21 protein-coding genes are annotated in these 19,293 nt (G+C 72.7%); 4 read left to right on the top strand and 17 right to left on the bottom strand.

The genetic code is table 11. From position 1 onward, the window contains the following. Positions 1 to 49: 49 nt before the first annotated feature. A complete protein-coding gene (gene gndA / locus O7620_RS01485) occupies positions 50 to 1,492 on the top strand; it encodes an NADP-dependent phosphogluconate dehydrogenase (protein ID WP_278121421.1) in 1,443 nt (480 codons plus the stop codon). A gap of 171 nt (positions 1,493 to 1,663) precedes the next feature. Here the strand turns inward: gndA and O7620_RS01480 are convergent, their stop codons facing one another. From O7620_RS01480 to recO, 5 genes are all read right to left on the bottom strand, one after another. After that, positions 1,664 to 2,425, bottom strand: a complete 762-nt coding sequence (locus tag O7620_RS01480) for a pirin-like bicupin family protein (protein WP_278121420.1) — start codon at positions 2,423 to 2,425, stop codon at positions 1,664 to 1,666. Then, the gene (locus O7620_RS01475) at positions 2,422 to 2,649 is read right to left on the bottom strand and encodes a thioredoxin reductase (RefSeq protein ID WP_151489075.1); all 228 of its coding nucleotides are present in this window, start codon (positions 2,647 to 2,649) and stop codon (positions 2,422 to 2,424) included. Before O7620_RS01475 ends, O7620_RS01480 begins: the two co-directional genes overlap by 4 nt. A gap of 260 nt (positions 2,650 to 2,909) precedes the next feature. Continuing rightward, positions 2,910 to 3,095, bottom strand: coding sequence for a hypothetical protein (locus O7620_RS01470; RefSeq protein ID WP_030336441.1), 186 nt, complete (start codon positions 3,093 to 3,095; stop codon positions 2,910 to 2,912). 69 nt (positions 3,096 to 3,164) lie between these two features. Next, on the bottom strand, positions 3,165 to 3,965 hold the full coding sequence (locus O7620_RS01465) for an isoprenyl transferase (protein ID WP_151488721.1): 801 nt from the start codon (positions 3,963 to 3,965) through the stop codon (positions 3,165 to 3,167). An 8-nt stretch (positions 3,966 to 3,973) separates the two neighbouring features. Further along, positions 3,974 to 4,849: a DNA repair protein RecO gene (gene recO, locus O7620_RS01460; protein WP_278121414.1), complete on the bottom strand. Its 876-nt coding sequence runs from the start codon at positions 4,847 to 4,849 to the stop codon at positions 3,974 to 3,976. Positions 4,850 to 4,951: 102 nt separating this feature from the next. Here recO and O7620_RS01455 point away from each other — a divergent pair, with 102 nt between their 5' ends. Beyond that, entirely contained in the window at positions 4,952 to 5,758 is an 807-nt protein-coding gene (locus tag O7620_RS01455) for a DUF4097 family beta strand repeat-containing protein (protein WP_278121412.1), read from the top strand. On the opposite strand, the gene O7620_RS01450 is transcribed toward O7620_RS01455, so the two are convergent. The 8 genes from O7620_RS01450 to O7620_RS01415 form a co-directional block, all read right to left on the bottom strand. Then, positions 5,745 to 6,959, bottom strand: coding sequence for an acyltransferase (locus O7620_RS01450; protein WP_278121411.1), 1,215 nt, complete (start codon positions 6,957 to 6,959; stop codon positions 5,745 to 5,747). The two genes, O7620_RS01455 and O7620_RS01450, sit on opposite strands and share 14 nt — an antisense overlap. Before the next feature lie 176 nt (positions 6,960 to 7,135). After that, complete coding sequence (gene era / locus O7620_RS01445; protein ID WP_278121409.1) at positions 7,136 to 8,041, bottom strand: GTPase Era; 906 nt, start codon at positions 8,039 to 8,041, stop codon at positions 7,136 to 7,138. After that, on the bottom strand, positions 8,038 to 8,424 hold the full coding sequence (locus tag O7620_RS01440) for a cytidine deaminase (RefSeq protein ID WP_151488678.1): 387 nt from the start codon (positions 8,422 to 8,424) through the stop codon (positions 8,038 to 8,040). Before O7620_RS01440 ends, era begins: the two co-directional genes overlap by 4 nt. Then, complete coding sequence (locus O7620_RS01435) at positions 8,417 to 9,841, bottom strand: hemolysin family protein (protein WP_278126808.1); 1,425 nt, start codon at positions 9,839 to 9,841, stop codon at positions 8,417 to 8,419. Before O7620_RS01435 ends, O7620_RS01440 begins: the two co-directional genes overlap by 8 nt. Further along, complete coding sequence (gene ybeY, locus O7620_RS01430) at positions 9,817 to 10,290, bottom strand: rRNA maturation RNase YbeY (protein ID WP_151488679.1); 474 nt, start codon at positions 10,288 to 10,290, stop codon at positions 9,817 to 9,819. Before ybeY ends, O7620_RS01435 begins: the two co-directional genes overlap by 25 nt. Before the next feature lie 15 nt (positions 10,291 to 10,305). Continuing rightward, positions 10,306 to 11,364, bottom strand: a complete 1,059-nt coding sequence (locus O7620_RS01425; RefSeq protein ID WP_151488680.1) for a PhoH family protein — start codon at positions 11,362 to 11,364, stop codon at positions 10,306 to 10,308. Positions 11,365 to 11,496: 132 nt separating this feature from the next. Beyond that, positions 11,497 to 12,882 (bottom strand): serine hydrolase domain-containing protein, encoded by a 1,386-nt coding sequence (locus O7620_RS01420; RefSeq protein WP_278121404.1) that lies wholly within the window; start codon positions 12,880 to 12,882, stop codon positions 11,497 to 11,499. Then, a complete protein-coding gene (locus tag O7620_RS01415; protein ID WP_278121402.1) occupies positions 12,879 to 13,238 on the bottom strand; it encodes a histidine triad nucleotide-binding protein in 360 nt (119 codons plus the stop codon). Before O7620_RS01415 ends, O7620_RS01420 begins: the two co-directional genes overlap by 4 nt. Before the next feature lie 43 nt (positions 13,239 to 13,281). Here O7620_RS01415 and O7620_RS01410 point away from each other — a divergent pair, with 43 nt between their 5' ends. Beyond that, positions 13,282 to 14,043: an SDR family oxidoreductase gene (locus tag O7620_RS01410; protein WP_278121400.1), complete on the top strand. Its 762-nt coding sequence runs from the start codon at positions 13,282 to 13,284 to the stop codon at positions 14,041 to 14,043. A 124-nt stretch (positions 14,044 to 14,167) separates the two neighbouring features. On the opposite strand, the gene O7620_RS01405 is transcribed toward O7620_RS01410, so the two are convergent. The 3 genes from O7620_RS01405 to hrcA form a co-directional block, all read right to left on the bottom strand. Continuing rightward, entirely contained in the window at positions 14,168 to 14,902 is a 735-nt protein-coding gene (locus tag O7620_RS01405) for a 16S rRNA (uracil(1498)-N(3))-methyltransferase (RefSeq protein ID WP_151488684.1), read from the bottom strand. Between the two features lies 1 nt (position 14,903). Next, positions 14,904 to 16,049, bottom strand: coding sequence for a molecular chaperone DnaJ (dnaJ, locus tag O7620_RS01400; protein ID WP_192580165.1), 1,146 nt, complete (start codon positions 16,047 to 16,049; stop codon positions 14,904 to 14,906). Between the two features lie 73 nt (positions 16,050 to 16,122). Beyond that, complete coding sequence (hrcA, locus tag O7620_RS01395) at positions 16,123 to 17,145, bottom strand: heat-inducible transcriptional repressor HrcA (RefSeq protein WP_278121398.1); 1,023 nt, start codon at positions 17,143 to 17,145, stop codon at positions 16,123 to 16,125. Positions 17,146 to 17,370: 225 nt separating this feature from the next. Here hrcA and O7620_RS01390 point away from each other — a divergent pair, with 225 nt between their 5' ends. Continuing rightward, the gene (locus tag O7620_RS01390; protein WP_278121396.1) at positions 17,371 to 18,000 is read left to right on the top strand and encodes a DUF4870 domain-containing protein; all 630 of its coding nucleotides are present in this window, start codon (positions 17,371 to 17,373) and stop codon (positions 17,998 to 18,000) included. 60 nt (positions 18,001 to 18,060) lie between these two features. Here O7620_RS01390 and hemW read toward each other — a convergent pair whose 3' ends face one another. Continuing rightward, positions 18,061 to 19,284: a radical SAM family heme chaperone HemW gene (gene hemW / locus O7620_RS01385; protein WP_278126807.1), complete on the bottom strand. Its 1,224-nt coding sequence runs from the start codon at positions 19,282 to 19,284 to the stop codon at positions 18,061 to 18,063. Between the last annotated feature and the right edge of the window lie 9 nt (positions 19,285 to 19,293).

Genomic DNA, 19,293 nt, shown 5'->3' with positions numbered 1-19,293 from the left:
CGTCACGATAGGTTCAAGTCAATAGTGGCGACGAAAGGTGGCGGCACGGATGGCTGAGCAGGCGACGGCGCAGATCGGTGTGACCGGGCTGGCGGTGATGGGCCGCAATCTGGCCCGCAACCTGGCCCGCAACGGCTTCACGGTGGCGGTGCACAACCGATCACCGGAGCGCACCCGCAGCCTCGTCGCCGAGCACGGCGACGAGGGCACGTTCGTGCCCGGCGAGACGATGACCGATTTCGTGGCGTCACTGGAACGGCCCCGCGCGGTCATCGTGATGGTCAAGGCCGGCGCGCCCACCGACGCGGTGATCGACGAACTGGTGCCGCTGCTGGAGGAGGGCGACATCATCGTCGACTGCGGCAACGCCCACTTCGCCGACACGCGCCGCCGTGAGGAGGCGCTGCGCGCGCAGGGCCTGCACTTCAGCGGCACCGGCGTCTCCGGTGGCGAGGAGGGCGCGCTGCTCGGGCCGAGCATCATGCCGGGCGGCTCCGCCGAGTCGTACGCCAAGCTCGGGCCGATGTTCGAGAAGATCGCCGCCCACGTGGACGGCGTCCCGTGCTGCACGCACATCGGGCCGGACGGTGCCGGGCACTTCGTGAAGATGGTGCACAACGGCATCGAGTACGCCGACATGCAGCTCATCGCCGAGGCGTACGACCTGTTGCGGGCCGGTCTGGACGCGACGCCGGCGGAGATCGCGGAGATCTTCCGCGACTGGAACAACGGCGAGCTGGAGTCGTTCCTCATCGAGATCACCGCCGACGTGCTCGCGCACACCGACGCGGCGACCGGCCGCGCGTTCGTCGACATCGTGCAGGACCGGGCCGAGCAGAAGGGCACCGGACGGTGGACCGTGCAGAGCGCCCTCGACCTGGGCATCCCGATCACCGGGATCGCCGAGGCGACCTTCGCCCGCTCGCTGTCCGGGCACGTCGACCAGCGCGAGGCGGCACGCCGGGCGTTCCCGGACGCCGGTGAGAAGTGGCAGGTCGCCGACCGGGACGCGTTCGTCGAGGACGTCCGCCGGGCGCTGCTCGCTTCCAAGATCGTCGCGTACGCGCAGGGCTTCGACCACATCCGCGCCGGCAGCCAGGAGTACGACTGGGACATCGACCTCGGCGGCACGGCGACGATCTGGCGGGGCGGCTGCATCATCCGGGCGCGCTTCCTGAACCGGATCCGCGAGGCGTACGACGAGCAGCCGGACCTGCCGACGCTGCTGGTGGCGCCCTACTTCGCCGAGGCGGTCGGTGCCGGCGTGCCGAGCTGGCGGCGGGTCGTGGCCGACGCGGCGCGGGCCGGGGTGCCGACGCCGGCGTTCTCGTCGTCCCTGGCGTACTTCGACGCGCTGCGCGCGGAGCGGCTGCCCGCCGCCCTGATCCAGAGTCTGCGGGACAACTTCGGCGCGCACACCTACCAGCGGGTCGACCGCGCGGGTTCGTTCCACACCACCTGGGCCGGCGACCGCACCGAGTCCCCCGCGTAGGCGCAACGGCGCGCGGGCGCTCCACGCCCGCGCGCCTCGCGGCCCGCGCGCCCGCGCGGGTGCCCGCAAGATCGTGCTCGATCCAGGATGTAGTGGCCTCCGTATCCGGGGAGGCCACTACATCCATGTTCGAGCGTGATCACGGGAGACGCAGGTGCGAGCTGTCACCGGTCACGCGACGGTGGCGTGCATCTCCCAGACGAGGATCTCGGCCGGTTCGTCGGCGGTGACCCGTCGGCCGCCCGTCATGGTGAGCCGGGCGGCGTCGCCGGTGGCGAGTGGGCCGCTGTCCTCCAGGGTGACCGTGCCGTCGGGCACGTACAGGTGCACGAAGGGCGCGTCCGGGATGGTGACCTCGTCGCCGGGGCCGAGCCGGGCGGCGTGCAGGGTCGCGTAGCGGTTGCGGATCCGGATCGCCGACGCGCCGTCGTAGCGGTCCATTCCGGAGGCGATCGGCACCAGGCCGCCGCGGAGCAGCTCGTCCTCGATCTCCAGTTGCTCGTAACCGGGGTCGACGCCCTGCTCGTCGGGGAGCACCCACATCTGCACGAAGTGCACGGGGTCGCTGTGCGGCTCCTGGTTGTTGAGCCGCCAGGCGTCGTTCTTCTCGGAGTGCAGGATGCCGGTGCCGGCGCTCATCCGCTGCGCCAGACCCGGGTAGATCACCCCGGAGTGGCCGGTCGAGTCCTGGTGCACCAGCGAGCCCCGCAGCACCCAGGTAACGATCTCCATGTCCTGGTGCGGGTGGGTTTCGAAGCCGGCGCCCGGTCGGACCACGTCGTCGTTGTTGACCAGCAGCAGGCCGTGGTGGGTGTTCGCCGGGTCGTAGTGCCGGGAGAACGAGAACGAGTGCTTGGAGTCGAGCCAGGAGATCCGGGTGGCGAACCGGTCGTCGGCACGGCGTACGTCGACCGCCGGGGCGGGGGCGGTCACCAGGCACGCTGCCCGGCGTCGGGGGTGGACGGCGCCCAGGTCAGGGCCGGCTCGCCGGTGGCCAGTTCGGCGATCTCGCCGGTACGCAGCGCAGGCGTGTGGCCGAACTCGGCGCAGTGCTGCTCGGCGATCTCGGCGCAGATCTCGGCCACCTGCTCGCAGATCGGGTCGCCCAGATCCGCCGCGTTCAACGCCATGATCATCTTGTACCGGAGATCCCGCACACCCACCCCCACCCGCCGAGTCCCACCACCTCCGGACCCTACCCGCCGCCACCTCCCCAGACCCCGAAACCACCCACCCCGCCCCCGGGGTCCGCAACGCCCACCACGGCCGCGTCGATCATGGAGTTGTGGTGGTGGACGAAAGTCGCGAATGCCGCCCAACCGCCCACCACAACTCCATGATCGACCGGGCGGGGCGGGGATGGGGCGGCGCCGCCCGCACAACATGTGCGGGCGGCGCCGGGGAGACGTGGGGTTGGCTAGAAGAAACGGCGGCGCTTGGCCTTCTGGGGGCGGATGAGGTCCGCACCCTTGGTCAGCAGCCGGGTCGCCCCGGAGGGACCACGCCGGGCCTCCAGGGTGTGGCTGAGCCGACGTGCACCGGCCGCGGCCAGCGGCACCGCGATAGCCATCACCGCCCACTGGGCAATGCGCTTCTGGATCATGTGGGATCACCTCCGTCAGTGGCTTCTGACGTATCTGGTACCCAGAGTGACCGGCCGGTAAGCCTCGACTCAGACCGTCGGTGCCACCGGGTTGGGCAGCGCGCCGCCGAACCGCCGGTCGCGCTGGGCGTACAGCTCGCAGGCGTACCAGAGGTGGCGGCGGTCGAAGTCCGGCCAGAGCGTGTCCAGGAAGACCAACTCGGCGTACGCGCTCTGCCAGAGCAGGAAGTTGGAGGTGCGCTGCTCACCCGACGGGCGCAGGAACAGGTCCACCTCCGGGATCTCCGGGTGGTAGAGGTACTTCGCCACGGTCTTCTCGGTGACCTTCGCCGGGTCCAGTCGGCCGGCCGCCACCTCGCGGGCGATCGCGGCGGCGGCGTCGCCGATCTCCGCGTGCCCGCCGTAGTTGACGCAGAACTGCAGGGTCAGCGTCGAGTTGCCCTGGGACATCTCCTCGGCGGTCTGCAACTCGGAGATGACGCTCTTCCACAACCGGCCGGGCCGGCCCGACCAGACCACCCGGACACCGAGGTCGACGAGCTGGTCGCGGCGACGGCGGATGACGTCCCGGTTGAACCCCATCAGGAACCGGACCTCGTCCGGGGAGCGCCGCCAGTTCTCCGTGGAGAACGCGTACGCCGACAGGTAGGGGATGCCCATCTCAATCGCGCCTTCGATGGTGTCGAAGAGGCTGTGCTCCCCCGCCTCGTGACCCTTGGTGCGGGGCAGCCCGCGGTCCTTGGCCCACCGCCCGTTGCCGTCCATCACCACGGCCACGTGCCTCGGCACGGCCTCGCTGGGCAGGGCCGGTGGCCGGGCGCCGGACGGGTGGGGTGTCGGCGGCGTCGGCTCACGCCGGCTGGCCCTCATCGATCGGATCACTCGGCTCTCTCCCTGCTCGCACCGTCCGCCTCGGCCGCGACGTCGCCGCGCGGCCGGGGCATCGCAGCCCCACCGCCGCCCGGCGGCGGGACCGTGCCGTCGACCGAGGGGCCCCGGTCGACCAGCGGCAGCGAGCGTAGCGCGCGCTCCAGGTGCCACTGCAGGTGCGCCGCGACCAGCCCACTGCACTCCCGGCGTACGCCGGTGTCGGTGGCGTCGGCGAGCACCCAGTCACCGGTGGTCAGCGCGGACATCAGATCGATGGTGGCCGGGGCGGGGTGGGCGGCGCCGGGCGGGCGGCAGTCCGGGCAGACGGCGCCGCCGGCCGGCACCGAGAACGCCCGGTGTCGCCCGGGGGTGCCGCAGACCGCGCACGCGGTCAACGCCGGCGCCCAGCCGGCGAGGGCCATCCCGCGCAGCAGGTACGCGTCGAGCACCAGGGTCGTCGCGTGTTCGCCCCGGGACAGCGCCTTCAACGCGCCCACGGTGAGCTGGAACAGTCGCAGCGACGGCTCCCGTTCCACCGGGGTCAGCCGCTCGGCGGTCTCGGCGATCGCGCTGGCCGCCGTGTAGCGGGGATAGTCGCCGAGGAACCGCTTGCCGTACAGGTCGATGCCCTCGACCTGGCTGACGGTGTGCAGCGAGCTGCCGTGGTTGCCCTTGGGGTCGCCGGCGAGTTGCAGGTCGACGTGGCCGAACGGTTCCAGTCGCGCACCGAACTTGCTCATGGTGCGACGGACCCCTCGGGCCACCGCGCGCAGCCGGCCGTGCCGGCGGGTGAGCAGGGTGATGATCCGGTCGGACTCGCCGAGCTTTTGCACGCGCAGCACCACCGCGTCGTCGCGGTAGAGCTGTCGGCGGTACCCGGCCATCGGACCATTCTCCCTCGGGGTGTGAAATCAGGGTCGGTTCGGGGTGGACGCACGGATGAACCCCGATGCGCCCGACTCGTGCCCGGCCGTAGCGTGCTGACCATGGCACTGCTCGAGACCACCGCCGCCGTCCGTCGTCGTGCGACGGCCCCCGTCGCAATGGGGATGACCGCCGCCCTCATCCTGCTCGCCGGGTGCGACAACCTCTCGTTCCGTCGGCTCGACTACGACGACACCGAGGCGGTGAAGATCACCACGATCCGGATGCTGGGGGGCGCGGGCGACGTGGTGGTCCGGGGCACCGGCTCGGCGGGCGAGGCGCGGATCAAGCGGGTGGTGCGCTACCAGGGGGGTGAGCCCCGGGCCCGCTACGAGATCAAGGGCAGCGAACTGGTCCTGGACACCGACTGCGGCAGCCGGTGCACCGTCTCCTACGAGGTGACCGTGCCGGAGGGTGTGACCGTGCAGGGAGAGTCCGGTTCCGGTGACATCGAGCTGAGCCAGGTCGGCACGGTGGACCTTCGGCTGGGTTCGGGTGACGTGCGGATCGCCGGCGCCACGGGCGCGGTCGGGGTGGAGACCGGCTCCGGCAACATCGATGTCAGCGAGGCCAGCGCGGCGGTTCGCCTGCGCGCCGGGTCCGGTGACATCACCGCGCGGCGGCTCGAGGGCGCGACGGACGCCGAGGCCGGCTCCGGCAACGTCACCGTCGAGCTGGACAAGCCGGCGGCGGCCCGGGCACACGCGTCCAGCGGCGACGTGACGGTGCTGGTGCCGGCGGGCAGCTACCGGGTGCGCTCCAGCGCCGGCTCCGGCGACACGCGGGTCACCGTCGCCGACGACCCGGCCGCGTCCCTGGTGCTCGACGGCTCCGCCGGCAGCGGCAACGTCACGATCAGCCAGCGTTGACCTCGACGGTGGCCGCCTCCCCGGCCGTCCGCTGCGCCGGCACCACGGCCGATCCGACGGCGCGCCCGGCCGCGCCAGGCCAAGCCGCCGACTCCGCACCGGGCCGAGCGGCTGGCTCCACGCCCCGCCCGGCGGCCGACTCCACGCCGGGCCGGGCGGCTGGCTCCGCGTCGGACGGCGCGGTTGGCTCGGCCGGCACCGGCGGACCGCCCGGGATCAGTTCCGGGCGACGCCGGGCGGCGACGTCCTCGACCCAGCCGACGACCAGGGTGACGACCCCGACCAGCGCGAACACCAGCAGCACGCGGATGGCCAACCCCAACGGGTCCTGGTGGGACCAGCCGACCACGTCGACCAGCGGGGTGAGCGCCACCACGAACGGCATGTGCCAGAGGTAGACCGTCAGCGCGCGGCGGTTCACCACGGTCACCGTCCGGTCGGCCAGTCGGCTGCGCTCCAGCCAGGCGATCCCGGCCGGCGCCCGACCGAGCACGATCAGGATAAACGCCGCGGACCAGAGGGCGTTGCCGAGGTGGTTGTCGTTGAGGTCGTATCCGCGCGGGCCGGGGTGCGCGACGATCCACGCGCCGCCGGCCGTCGCGAGCGCCAGCGCCAACGGGTACACCACCCGGCCGGCGAGCCGGCGCAGCATCCCCGCGTGGTGGGCGAACCCGAGCAGCCACGCGCCGAAGTACAACCCGAACTCGCGCAGCACCGGTGGCGGCGCCTGATAGATGCCCACCTCGATGGCCACCAGCAGGAGGTACGGGGCGACCACGGTGGGCAGCGGGGCCTTACGGAACAGCCAGAACGCGATCGGTGAGGCGAGCACGAACCAGAGGTAGTCGCGCAGGTACCAGATGATGCTCAGCGCCAGGGCACCCCAGTTGTTGGCCGGCGGATCGGCGATCGGGAACAGCCACAGCAGCACCCGAGGGCTCCACGCCAGCCCGCTGAACAGCATGGCCGGCACGAAGACCGCCGCCAGCACCCACAGCGACGGCAGCAACCGGCGCAACCGGCGGCCGACGGCGGCCGGACCGGACCGGGTGAGCGAGGCGGCCATCAACGAGCCGGCCAGGGCGAACATCACCGACATGGCAGGGAAGACGAGAGTGAGGGTCGCCCACCCGGTGACGTGGTAGACGACCACTCGGACGATGGCCAGGAAACGGAGCAGATCGAGATACCTGTTGCGCATCAGCCTGCATCTGGGTCGGGGACGCGGGGCGTACTTCCCCTACCCTGCGCGGTGCCGGCGCCAAACGGCCGGCACCCCGACCAAACGTGAAACCTGCCATCGGTACGACCGGAAAAGATCATGGAGTACGCCGCGCCCGACCCGACCGGGGCGTCCGGCCGGGTCGGCGTGGTGGGTCAGAAGCCCAGCTTGCGCAGTTGCTTCGGGTCGCGCTGCCAGTCCTTCGCCACCCGCACGTGCAGGTCCAGATAGACCCGGCCACCGAGCAGCTCCTCGATCTGGCGGCGGGCGTTGGTGCCGACCTCCTTGAGCCGGCTCGCCTTGTGACCGAGCACGATGGCCTTCTGGCTGGGCCGCTCCACGTACAGGTCGGCGTAGATCTTCATGACCTGACCCTCGGGGATCATCTCCTCGACCACCACGGCGATCGAGTGCGGCAGCTCGTCGCGGACCCCCTCCAGGGCGGCCTCCCGGATCAGCTCGGCGACCAGCACCTGCTCGGGGTCGTCGGTCAGCATGTCGTCCGGGTAGAGCTGCGGCGACGGCGGCAGATACGTGGTCATCACGTCGACCAGCGTGTCCACCTGGTGTCCGGAGACCGCGCTCACCGGCACGATCTCGGCGAACTCCCCCATCTCACTGACGGCGAGCAGCTGCTCGGCCAGCCGACGCTTGTCCACCAGGTCGGTCTTGGTGACCACCGCCAGCACGGTCGCCTTCAACTCGGCCAACTCGCCGGAGATGAAACGGTCACCACGCCCGACCGGCTCGTCGGCCGGGATGCAGAGGCCGATCACGTCGACCTCGGTCCAGGTCGACCGGACCAGGTCGTTGAGGCGTTCGCCGAGCAGCGTACGCGGGCGGTGCAGGCCCGGCGTGTCGACCAGGACCAGCTGCGAATCCGGACGGTGCAGCACCGCCCGGATGACGTGCCGGGTGGTCTGCGGCTTGTTCGACGTGATCGCGATCTTGGTGCCGACGATCGCGTTGGTCAGCGTGGACTTGCCGGCGTTGGGCCGGCCCACGAAGCAACCGAAGCCGGCCCGGTACGGGCGTGCCTGCGGATCCTGCACGGGGCTCACTGGGTCACCGTGCCGAGCACGGTGCCGTCCGGCGCGGCCACGTGGATCGGCGCGTCCACGGTCAGGTCACGAACCGCGGCGTGCCCGGCACCGTCCAGCGTCGACGCCTCGGTCACCACCACCGCCGCCTCCAGCCGGTTCGCTCCGGCCGCCACGGCCGAGGCCACCGCCAACTGCAACGCGGTGAGGGTCAGCGAGGGCAGGGCGACGCTCGCCGCCGCGTACGTCCGGCCGTCGGAGTCCCGGACCGCGGCGCCCTCCACGGCACCGACCCGCCCGCGGGCGCCCCGGGCCAGGACGACCAGCTTGGCGTCCTCGGCGCTCAGTACGGCCGGCGCGGTGGGGGTGGGCCGTGCGGTGGGCGCGGCGGGTGTCTCAGGCATCTGCGGGTTGCCTCTCCTCGTCTCGGTTGTGGCCTTGGTCGTCACCGGGGCCGGCGTGCTCGCCGCGCCCCGCGGTGTCCTGCTCGTCGCCCGGCTCCGCCCGGCTGACCAGAACCGTGTCGATCCGGTTGCGCCGGCCGGTGGTGCCCTCGGCGACAAGTCGGAGACCGGCCACCTCGACCTCCGCGCCGGGGATCGGCACCCGCCCGAGCGACTGGGCGAGCAGACCACCGACCGTCTCCACCTCGTCGGTGGGCAGATCGGTGTCGAACAGCTCGCCCAGGTTCTCCACCGGCAGGCGGGCGGTGACCCGTACCGAGGAGTCGGGCAGGCGTTCGACCGGCGGGCGTTCGACATCGTACTCGTCGGTGATCTCGCCGACGATCTCCTCCAGGATGTCCTCGATGGTGACGAGGCCGCCGGTGCCGCCGTACTCGTCGACCACGATGACCAGGTGGTTGCGGGCCGCCTGCATCTCCGACAGGAGGTCGTCCACCGGCTTCGACTCCGGTACGAACGTCGCCGGGCGCATCAGCTCGGCCACCGGCAGCTGTTCGGCCGACGGGTCGCCGCCTCTCGACCGCCGGATCAGGTCCTTGAGGTAGAGCACACCCAGCACGTCGTCGACGCTCTCACCGATCACCGGGATGCGGGAGAAGCCGGACCGCAGGAAGAGCGCCAGCGCCTGGGCGAGCGTCTTGCCCTCCTCGATCCACACCATCTCCGTACGCGGCACCATCACCTCACGGGCGATGGTGTCGCCGAGCGCGAAGACCGAATGGATCATCTGACGTTCGCCGTGCTCGACCACTCCGCGCTGCTCGGCCAGGTCGACCAGCTCACGCAACTCCACCTGGGTGGCGAACGGGCCCTCCCGGAAGCCGCGCCCCGGGGTGACCGTGTTGCCGATGAGGATCAGCAGCGACGCGAGCGGGTTGAGCGCCCGGCCCAGCCAGCGGACCAGCGGGGCCACCGCCCGGCCCACCGCGTACGCGTGCTGCCGGCCGATGGTGCGCGGGGCGACCCCGACCACCACGAAGCTGACCACGGTCATCGCGCCGGCGGTGACCAGCGCGGCCCGCCAGCCGGCGCCGAAGCTGTCCACCGCGACCAACGCCACCAGCGTGGTGGCGGTCAACTCGGCGAGCAGCCGCAACAGCAGGAGCAGGTTGAGGTGCCGGACCACGTCGCCGGCGACGGCCTGCAGGGTGCGGGCGCCGCGTACGCCGTCCCGGGCCAACTCGGCGGCCCGGGCCGGCGAGACCGCGGCGAGCGCCGCCTCGGTCATCGCGATCACGCCGGCCAGCACCACCAGGCCGGCCGCGAAGACGATCAGCTGCACATCCGGAAGGCCGGCGGTGGGGCCGGCCGCGAGTAACGGAGGAGTGGACATCACTGGGTGCGGGTCGACCGCCAGCTCGCCAGCAGTCGGGCTTGGAGCCCGAACATCTCCCGCTCCTCCTCCGGCTCCGCGTGGTCGTAGCCGAGCAGGTGCAGCACCCCGTGCACGGTGAGCAGGTGCAGCTCGTCGGCCGGGGCATGCCCGGCCGTGGCCGCCTGCTTCGCCGCCACCTCGGGGCACAGCACGATGTCGCCGAGCAGGGCCGGCTCTCCACCGGCCGGGGCGCTCTCGCCCGGGCCGTGGTCGACGCTGCCCTCGTCCATGGGGAACGCGAGCACGTCGGTCGGGCCGTCGCCACCCATCCAGCGGTGGTTCAGCTCGGTCATGTAGTCGATGTCGACCAGCAGCACGGACAGCTCGGCGAGAGGGTTGACCCCCATCTCGTCGAGGGCGTGCCGGGCGACGGCGAGCACGGCGTCGGTGTCGACCTCGACACCGGACTCGTTGGCGATCTCGATGGACAACTGCTTTCCTCTGCTTTAGCGGCGGCGGCCGGCTCGGCCACCCTGGGCGGGTCGCCCGGGCACGGCGTGGACGCCCTGCGCCTGCTGGGTCTCCCGCTCGGCGTCCCAGCGGGCGTACGCGTCGACGATCTCCCCGACCAGCCGGTGGCGGACCACGTCGGAGCTGGACAGCTGGGCGAAGTGCACGTCCTCGACGTTCTCCAGGATCTCCCGGACGACCCGCAGGCCGCTGGTCGTCCCGCCGGGAAGGTCCACCTGGGTGACGTCACCGGTGACGACGATCTTGGAGTTGAAGCCGAGCCGGGTGAGGAACATCTTCATCTGCTCGGGCGTCGTGTTCTGCGCCTCGTCCAGGATGATGAACGCGTCATTGAGCGTCCGACCCCGCATGTACGCCAGCGGGGCGACCTCGATCGTGCCGGCGGCCATCAGCTTCGGGATGGTCTCCGGGTCAAGCATGTCATGCAGCGCGTCGTAGAGCGGGCGCAGGTACGGGTCGATCTTCTCGTTCAGCGTGCCGGGCAGGAAGCCCAGTCGCTCGCCCGCCTCGACCGCCGGCCGGGTCAGGATGATCCGGTTGACCTGCTTGGCCTGCAACGCCTGGACGGCCTTCGCCATCGCCAGGTACGTCTTGCCGGTGCCGGCCGGGCCGATGCCGAAGACGATGGTGTGCGTGTCGATCGCGTCGACGTACCGCTTCTGCCCGAGGGTCTTGGGGCGGATGGTGCGGCCGCGACGGGAGAGGATGTTGAGCGTCAGGACCTCGGCGGGCCGCTCGGCGCTGCCCTGCTCGAGCATGCCGACGGTACGCCGGACGGCGTCAGTGGTCAGGGTCTCGCCTTTCTCGATGAGTTCGAGCAGCTCACTGAAGACCCGCTCGGCGAGGGCGTTGTCCGCCGGGGCGCCGGTGATGGTGATCTCGTTGCCACGGACGTGCACGTCACTGGTGACCGAGCGTTCGACGAGTCGCAGGATCTCGTCACCCGCGCCGAGGAGGTTGACCATGATCTTCGAGTCGGGCACGGTGATCCTGGTCTGCACCCGGGGCGGGCCGGGAGGTGGGGTGCCGGTCATAGGTCGGGCCGAAGGGCCCTGCGCCACCTGCTCTCGATCTCGGCGCCGGCCCTGGTGGCACGGCGTGCGGACGTTACACCCATCGTATCGGTTCAACGCGGGACGCATCGCGCCCATTTCCGCTGGCCGCGATCAACTCCCGGCCCGGAAGTCGTACCGGTCGAACGTCTCCTGGTGACGGGTGAACCGGTACGTCGCCCAGTGCATCCGGATCACCGTGCCTTCGTCGTCACGGGTCAGCCTCAGCAGCTCGCCGGCCTCCCGGCCGGAGATCGTGCGGAACACGTCCGGGCGGTCCGGCACCGGGGCGAAGACCGCCGGCGGACGCCCAGCCGGGTCCTTCACCCCACGCGCCCGCAGGGCGTCGTCGTGCCAGGAGAAGACGTACTCCGACCCCTCGCCCCACCAGCGGCCGAGCAGGCCGCGCAGGGCCGCCGGAGCCGGCGTACCGGGCCGCCACGGCTCGATCTCGGCCGGGTCGTGCTCGACCGCCTCGGCCAGCAGCCGGTGTGGCAGGTCGAACACCTCCGCCGCGGTACCGGACGAACCGAGCACGGCGGCGCCCATCGCGCCGGCCGTGCCGTCGCCTCCCCGCCGGCCGTACGCGGCGGCCAGGAAACCGGGCATGGCGCCGTCGTGGCCCACGTGCACCACACGCTCGCCCTGCGGGATGAGGATCAGCCCGAGCCCGAAGCCGGCACCCCACAGGGTCTCGTCGGTGGTGGTGAGTGGCCAGCGCATCTCGTCCAGGGTCGCCGGGGCGAGCACCGCGCCGGTCGGGTCGAGCGCCGCCGGGTCGGCGAGGAACGCCGCCCACCGGGCCATGTCGGTCGCGGTGCCCCAGAGTTGGGCGGCCGGCCCGACCGCGCCGAAGTCGGTCGGTGGCTCCGGGTGCGCCTCGTCGGAGTACGCGTCGACCAAATAGCCGACGGCCGCCGTCGACCCGGGCGTCACGGTCGTATCGGTCAGGCCCAGCGGGGTCAGCACCCGATCGGCGAGCACCTCCGCCCAGGTGCCGCCACGCAGCCGGGCTACCAGCAGGCCGAGCACGGCCATGCCGAGGTTGGAGTAGTGGAAGCGGCGGCCCGGCGGCAGGACCCGCTCGGCCCGCTTGAGGTCCGCGGTCAGCCGGTCGGCGTCCGGTACGCGCAGGGTGTCCCAGACGTCGCCGTACGGCTCGCGTTGCAGGCCGCCGGTGTGCGACAGCAGCCGCCGTACGGTCAGCTCGCCGTGCGCCGGCAGGTCCAGGTGCCGGCCCACCGGGTCGTCCAGGTCCAGCAGACCGTCGTCGCGGCACTGCAGGGTGAGCACCGCCGTGAAGGTCTTGGTGATCGAGCCGATCCGGAACTGGGTGTCCGGCCCCAGCGGGCTGTCGGTGCCGGTGTCGCCGACCGTGCAGCTCCACAGGGGACGGTCGGCCCGGTGCAGCGCCGCCGACACCGCCGGCACCCGGGCGTCGGCCTGCACCCGGCGGACCAGCCGACGCAACCGGTCGTGCACGTCGGGGCCGGCCGTCACGCCAGGTCCCGGGCGAGCATGGGGCCGAGCGGCGCGCCGCCGAGCAGGTGCGCGTGCACGTGGAACACCTCCTGCCCGCCGTACGTCCCGGTGTTGAACATCAGCCGGAATCCGTCGCCGAGCAGACCCTCGTCCTCGGCGACCGCGGCGGACGTCGCCAGCACGTCCGCGGCCAGCCCTGGATCACCCTGGGCGAGGGTGGCGACGTCGGCGTAGTGCTCCTTTGGAATGACCAGGACGTGCACCGGCGCCTTCGGGTCGATGTCGCGGAAGGCGAGAGTGGTGTCGGTTTCCCGGACCAGGGTGGCCGGGATCTCCCCGGCGACGATGCGGCAGAACAGGCAGTCGGATCCCATCCGGGCAGTGTAAGGAGGAAACGGCTACGGCAGGATGGCCGGCATGACGGATCGGGCGGTACTGGTGACCGGGGCTTCGCGTGGCATCGGCCGGGCGGTGGCGGAGGCGTTCGCGGCGAGCGGGGACCGGGTGGCCATCCACCACCGCGACTCCGCCGACGCGGCCGAGCGGGTGCGCGCCAGCCTGCCCGGCACGGGGCACGTGGTGGTCCGCGCCGACCTCACCGATCCGGACGCGGTGCGGGTGATGGTCGACCGGGCGGCCGAACTGCTCGGCGGGCTCGACGTGCTGGTCAACAACGCCGGGATGTACGGCGACCGGGACGACCCACACCCGATCTTCGGCGCCTCCTACGAGCAGTGGCAGCGGCGCTGGCGGCAGGTGCTGGAGACCAATTTGACCGGTGCTGGGAACGTCACCTGGTGCGCCGCCCAGCACATGCGCGAGCGCGGCGGTCGGATCGTGAACGTCTCGTCCCGGGGCGCGTTCCGGGGCGAGCCGGAGCAGCCGGCGTACGGCGCCAGCAAGGCCGGGCTGAACGCGCTGGGCCAGTCCCTCGCGGTGGCGCTCGCGCCGTACGGCATCGCGGTGGCCACCGTGGCACCGGGCTTCGTGGCGACCGACATGACCACCGAGCACCTGCGCGGCGAGCGGGGAGCGGCGATCCGGGCGCAGAGCCCGTTCGACCGGGTGGCCCGGCCGGCGGAGATCGCCGCCGCGGTGCACTGGCTGGCCTCGCCGCAGGCCGAGTGGGCCTCCGGCACGATCGTCGACCTGAACGGGGCCTCCTACCTGCGCAGCTGACCCGCAGGGTGGCTGGACCCGCAGGATGGCTCACCCGCGGAGTGGCTGACCGCGACGGCCACCGCCAGGCCCTGCGGCCCGCACCCTGGCAGCCTCCCGTCGAGCCGGCGGCGGCGCGGGGCGGCTACCAGCGGCCGAGGCGGGTGGCGAGCACGCTGAGGGCAGCCACCCCGGCGGTGGAGGTGCGCAGCACGGCCGGGCCGAGCCGCACCGGTCGGCCGCCGGCCTCGCGGAAGGCGGTCAGCTCGGCCGGGGCGATGCCCCCCTCCGGGCCGACCACCAGGACGATCTCCCCGGCGCTCGGCAGCTCGGCGACGGTCAGCCGCTCGTCGGCCTCCTCGTGCAGCACGAACGCGGCCGCCGCGCCGGCGATCCGGCGGGCCACGGTCGCGGTGGACTCGTCCGGCGCACCGGCCACCACCGGCAGCCACGGCCGGCGGGCCTGCTTGGCCGCCTCCCGGGCGGTGGCCACCCACTTGTCCCGGGCCCGTACGCCCCGGTCGCCGCGCCACTGGGTCACCGAACGCGACGCCGCCCACGGCACGATCTCGTCGACCCCGACCTCGGTCATCGCCTGCACGGCCAGCTCACCCCGGTCGCCCTTGGCGATGCCCTGCACGGTGACGATCCGGGGTACGGACGCGTCCGCGTACCCCCGGGAGGTGACGCTGACCTCCAGGGTGCCCCGGCCGACGGCGGTGACCACGGCGGCGGCGGTGCCGCCCCGCCCGTCGGCGAGCAGCAGCTCCTCGCCGACCCGCAGCCGTTGCACGGTGGCGGCGTGGTGCCCCTCCGGGCCGTCCAGGGTCAGGGTGTCGCCGGTGGGCAGCGCCTCGACCAGGAACAGCGGCGCGGACACCTCAGGCGTGCCCGTTGAACGCGTCGCGCATCCGGGAGAAGAAGCCGCCCTGCTTGGACAGCTCGGCGACCTCCTCACCACGGGTCTTCGCGAAGTCGCGCAGCATCTTCTCCTGGTCCGGGTCGAGCTTGGTCGGCGTCCGCACGTCCAGGTGCACGTAGAGGTCGCCCCGGCCGGTGCCGCGCAGGTGCGGCACACCGCGGGCGCGCAGCCGCAACGTGCTGGCCGGCTGGGTGCCGGCCTTGACGTCGACCGTCTCCTCGCTGTCCAGCGTCTTGATGGTCAGCCGGGTGCCGAGCGCCGCCGCCGTCATCGGCACGGTGACCCGGCAGTGCAGGTCGTCGCCCTTGCGGGAGTACACGTCGTGCGGGCGCTCGTGGATCTCCACGTAGAGGTCACCGGCGGTGCCGCCACCGGGGCCCACCTCACCCTGCTGGGCCAGCCGGATCCGCATGCCGTCCTCGACGCCGGCCGGGATCTTGACGGTCAGCGAGCGGCGGGTGCGCACCCGGCCGTCGCCGGCGCAGGTGGGGCAGGGGTGCGGGATGGTGGTGCCGTAGCCCTGGCAGACGGTGCACGGCCGGGCCGAGACCACCTGGCCGAGGAAGGTGCGCTGCACCGACTGCACCTCGCCCCGGCCGCCGCACGCCTCGCAGGTGGCCAGGTGGGTGCCGGCGGCCGTGCCGGCGCCGGAGCAGGTGGTGCAGAGCACGGCGGTGTCGACGGTGATCGGGGCCTCGACGCCGAACGCCGTCTCGTGCAGGTCCAACTCGAGTCGCAGGATCGCGTCGGCGCCCGGCCGGGTACGCGGACGTGGGCCACGAGCCCCGCCGGCCGCACCGCCGAAGAACGCGTCCATGATGTCCTGGAAGCCGACGAACGGGCCGGCACCACCCGGACCACCCGGTCCGCCGGCGCCACCGCCACCCGGGGCGAGCGGGTCGCCACCCAGGTCGACGATCTGCCGCTTGCGGTCGTCCGAGAGGACCTCGTACGCGGCGTTGATGTCCTTGAACTTCTCCTGAGCCTCCGGGTCCGGATTGACGTCCGGGTGGAACTGGCGCGCCAGCTTGCGGTAGGCGCGCTTGATCTCGTCATCGGAGGCTTCCCGGCTGACACCGAGAATGCCGTAGTAGTCCCTGGCCACTGCGTTCCGTGTCCTCATGTTCGTCTCGCGTTGCGCCGACCGGCGGCCGCAGCCGGCCGTCGGCCCTGACTGGTCAGTTCTGGGCCAGCAACTCGCCCACGTAGCGTGCCACGGCGCGCACCGTGGCGATATTGCCGGGGTAGTCCATCCGGGTGGGCCCCAGCACCCCCAGGCCGCCGAGGATGGTGGCGCCCGGGCCGTACCCGGTGCTGACCACGGAGGCGGCCCGCAGGTTGTCGAACTCGTTCTCGTCGCCGATCAGCACCCGGGTCGTGCTCGGCTCGGTCTCGCCGATGAGCTTGAGGAGCACGACCTCCTCCTCCAGCGCCTCCAGGATCGGCCGCAGCGAACCCTGGAAGTCGAGCAGGCCGCCCCGGGTGAGGTTGGCGGTGCCGGCCAGCGCGATGCGTTCCTCGTGCCGTTCGACGAGCGTCTCGAGCAGCACCGTGGCGAGCGTGGTCATCGTCGGACGCAGCTCGGGCGGCGCCTCCTCGACCAGCGCCTGCACCAGCGGCGGCGTGTCCGACAGGCGGGCGCCGGCGAGCTTCTCGTTGACCAGTCGACGCAGGTCGGTGACGTCGTCGGCGGGCACCGGGCCGGGCAGTTCCACCAGCCGCTGCTCCACCCGCCCGGTGTCGGCGATCATGACGAGCATCAACCGGGTCGTGGAGATCGGCACCAGCTCCAGGTGTCGTACCGAGGAGCGGGCCAGCGACGGGTACTGCACGACGGCCACCTGCCGGGTCAGCTGGGCGAGCAGGCGTACGGTGCGGTGCACCACGTCGTCGAGGTCGACCGCGCCGACGAGGAAGCGCTCGATGGCCCGGCGCTCGGCCGGGCTGAGCGGCTTGACCCGGGACAGCCGGTCGACGAAGAGCCGGTAGCCGCGGTCGGTGGGCACCCGGCCGGCACTGGTGTGCGGCTGCCGGATGTAGCCCTCCTCCTCCAGCACGGCCATGTCGTTGCGGACCGTGGCCGGGGAGACCCCGAGCTGGTGCCGCTCGACCAGCGCCTTGCTGCCGACCGGCTCCTGGGTGGAGACGTAGTCCTCGACGATGGCGCGGAGCACGGCGAGCTTGCGGTCGTCGAGACCCATCCTCCGCACCTCCTGTCGCACGTCGGCCGCCGGACACCTCACGCCGGCGGACCGTCCTGGCACTCGACTGTAACGAGTGCCAGTCTACGTCGGGGCCCCCGCCGACGCGATGATCAACGACAGCTCGTCGGTGCGGCCCGCGCCACCCCGATGGGCCGATCGGCCCGCCCGACCGGGCGGTGTCGCTCTGGTGCGGCGTTGCCAACGGCCCCTACCGTGACACTCATGACTGAACCTCCTCGCCCTCCCGGAGCGGGAGACCCCGGCAACTACCCGCCGGAGCCGACCTCACCGGGCTCGTCCGCATCGGCCGAGCCACCCACCGCACCACTGTCCGGGGCACCCGGCCCGGGCGGCTATCCCCCGGCCGGTGGCTATCCGCCGCCCACCGGTGACCAACCGCCGTCGGGCGGCTACCCTCCGCCGGGTGGTTACCCGCCCGGTGGCTTCCCGCCGCCTGGTGGCGGATATCCGACCGGTGGCGCCTACGGCGGCCCCGGCGGCGGCTACGCCAACAACGAGGACAAGACCTGGGCGTTGGTCGCGCACTTCGGCGGCGCCGCCGGGATGATCGTCAGCGGCGGTGTGCTCGGCTGGATCGGGCCGCTGGTGGCGCTGCTGGCCCGGAGCAACCAGTCCCCCACGGTCCGCGCGCACGCCGTGGCGGCGCTCAACTTCCAGCTCATCTGGTCGATCATCGGCCTGGTCGGCTGGGTGCTGTCCTGCATCGTGATCGGGTTCATCCCGGTCGCGGCCGCCGTGATCCTCGGTGCCGTGTTCGGCATCATCGCCGGCATCAAGGCCAACGAGGGGCAGCTCTACCGCTACCCGCTCTCCGCCAGCTTCATCAAGTGACCCGGGCCGGCCGCTCCCCCGGCCGGCCCGGCACACCGCCGCCACCGGCGGCGGGCCGGCTCAGGGCAGCAGGTCGCGGACGACGGCGTCGGCGAGCAGCCGGCCGCGCAGGGTGAGCACCGCCCGGCCGGCCGCGTACTCCTCGGCGCTCAGCAGGCCGTCGGCCAGCGCCCGTTGCGCGCCGGCCCGCCCGGTGGCGTCGAGCACCGCCAGCGGCAGGCCGCTGGCGAGCCGCAGCCGGAGCATGACGTCCTCCATGTGCGCCTCGTCGGTGGTGAGCACCTCCCGGGCCAGGCCGGGTGAGACGCCGGCGGCGAGCCGCTGGGCGTACGCCGACGGGTGCTTGACGTTCCACCAGCGCACCCCGCCGACGTGGCTGTGCGCCCCCGGCCCCAACCCCCACCAGTCCGCGCCGGTCCAGTAGAGCAGGTTGTGCCGGCACCTGGCCGCGTCGTCGCGCGCCCAGTTGGAGACCTCGTACCAGGACAGGCCGGCCGCGTCGAGGGCGGCCTCCGCGGCCAGGTAGCGGTCCGCGGCGACGTCGTCACTGGGGTACGCCAGCTCGCCGCGCCGCATCCGGGCGGCGAGCCGGGTGCCGTCCTCGACGATCAGGGCGTACGCGCTGACGTGGTCCACCCCGGCGGCGACGACCTGCTCCAGCGAGGCCGCGAAGTCCTCGGCGCGCTCCCCCGGCGTGCCGTAGATCAGGTCCAGGTTGACGTGCTCGAACCCGGCGTCGCGGGCTTCCAGGGCGGCGGCGGTGGCCCGGCCGGCGCTGTGCGTGCGGTCGAGGATCGCCAGCACTCCCGGCGAGGCGGACTGCATGCCCAGCGAGATCCGGGTGTAGCCGGCGGCCCGCAGCCGCTGCAACGATTCCGGGGTGACCGATTCGGGGTTCGCCTCGGTGGTCACCTCGGCGTCGGCGGCCAGCCCCCAGGTGCGGTCGATGCCGTCGAGGATGCGGGCCAGGTCGTCGGCGGGGAGCAGGGTGGGCGTGCCGCCGCCGACGAAGACGGTGTCGACCCGGGGCGGCGGGTTGTCGCCGAGCACCCGGGCGGCGAGCGTCAGCTCGGCCAGGACGGTGTCGGCATACCCCTCACGGCTGGCACCGCCACCCAGCTCGGCGGCCGTGTACGTGTTGAAGTCGCAGTAGCCGCAGCGGCTGGCGCAGAACGGCACGTGGACGTACACGCCGAAGCCGCGCGCGCCGACCGCCGTGGTGGCGGTGGCGGGCAGCGATCCGTCGACGGGGACGGTCTCACCATCTGGAAGGACGCCGGGCATGGCCACTAG

It is taken from the genome of Micromonospora sp. WMMD710 (genome assembly GCF_029626045.1).
Classification (GTDB): Bacteria; Actinomycetota; Actinomycetes; order Mycobacteriales; family Micromonosporaceae; genus Micromonospora.
The sequence above is the reverse complement of the archived record's forward strand: the minus strand, read 5'-3'. Positions and strand labels throughout refer to the sequence as shown.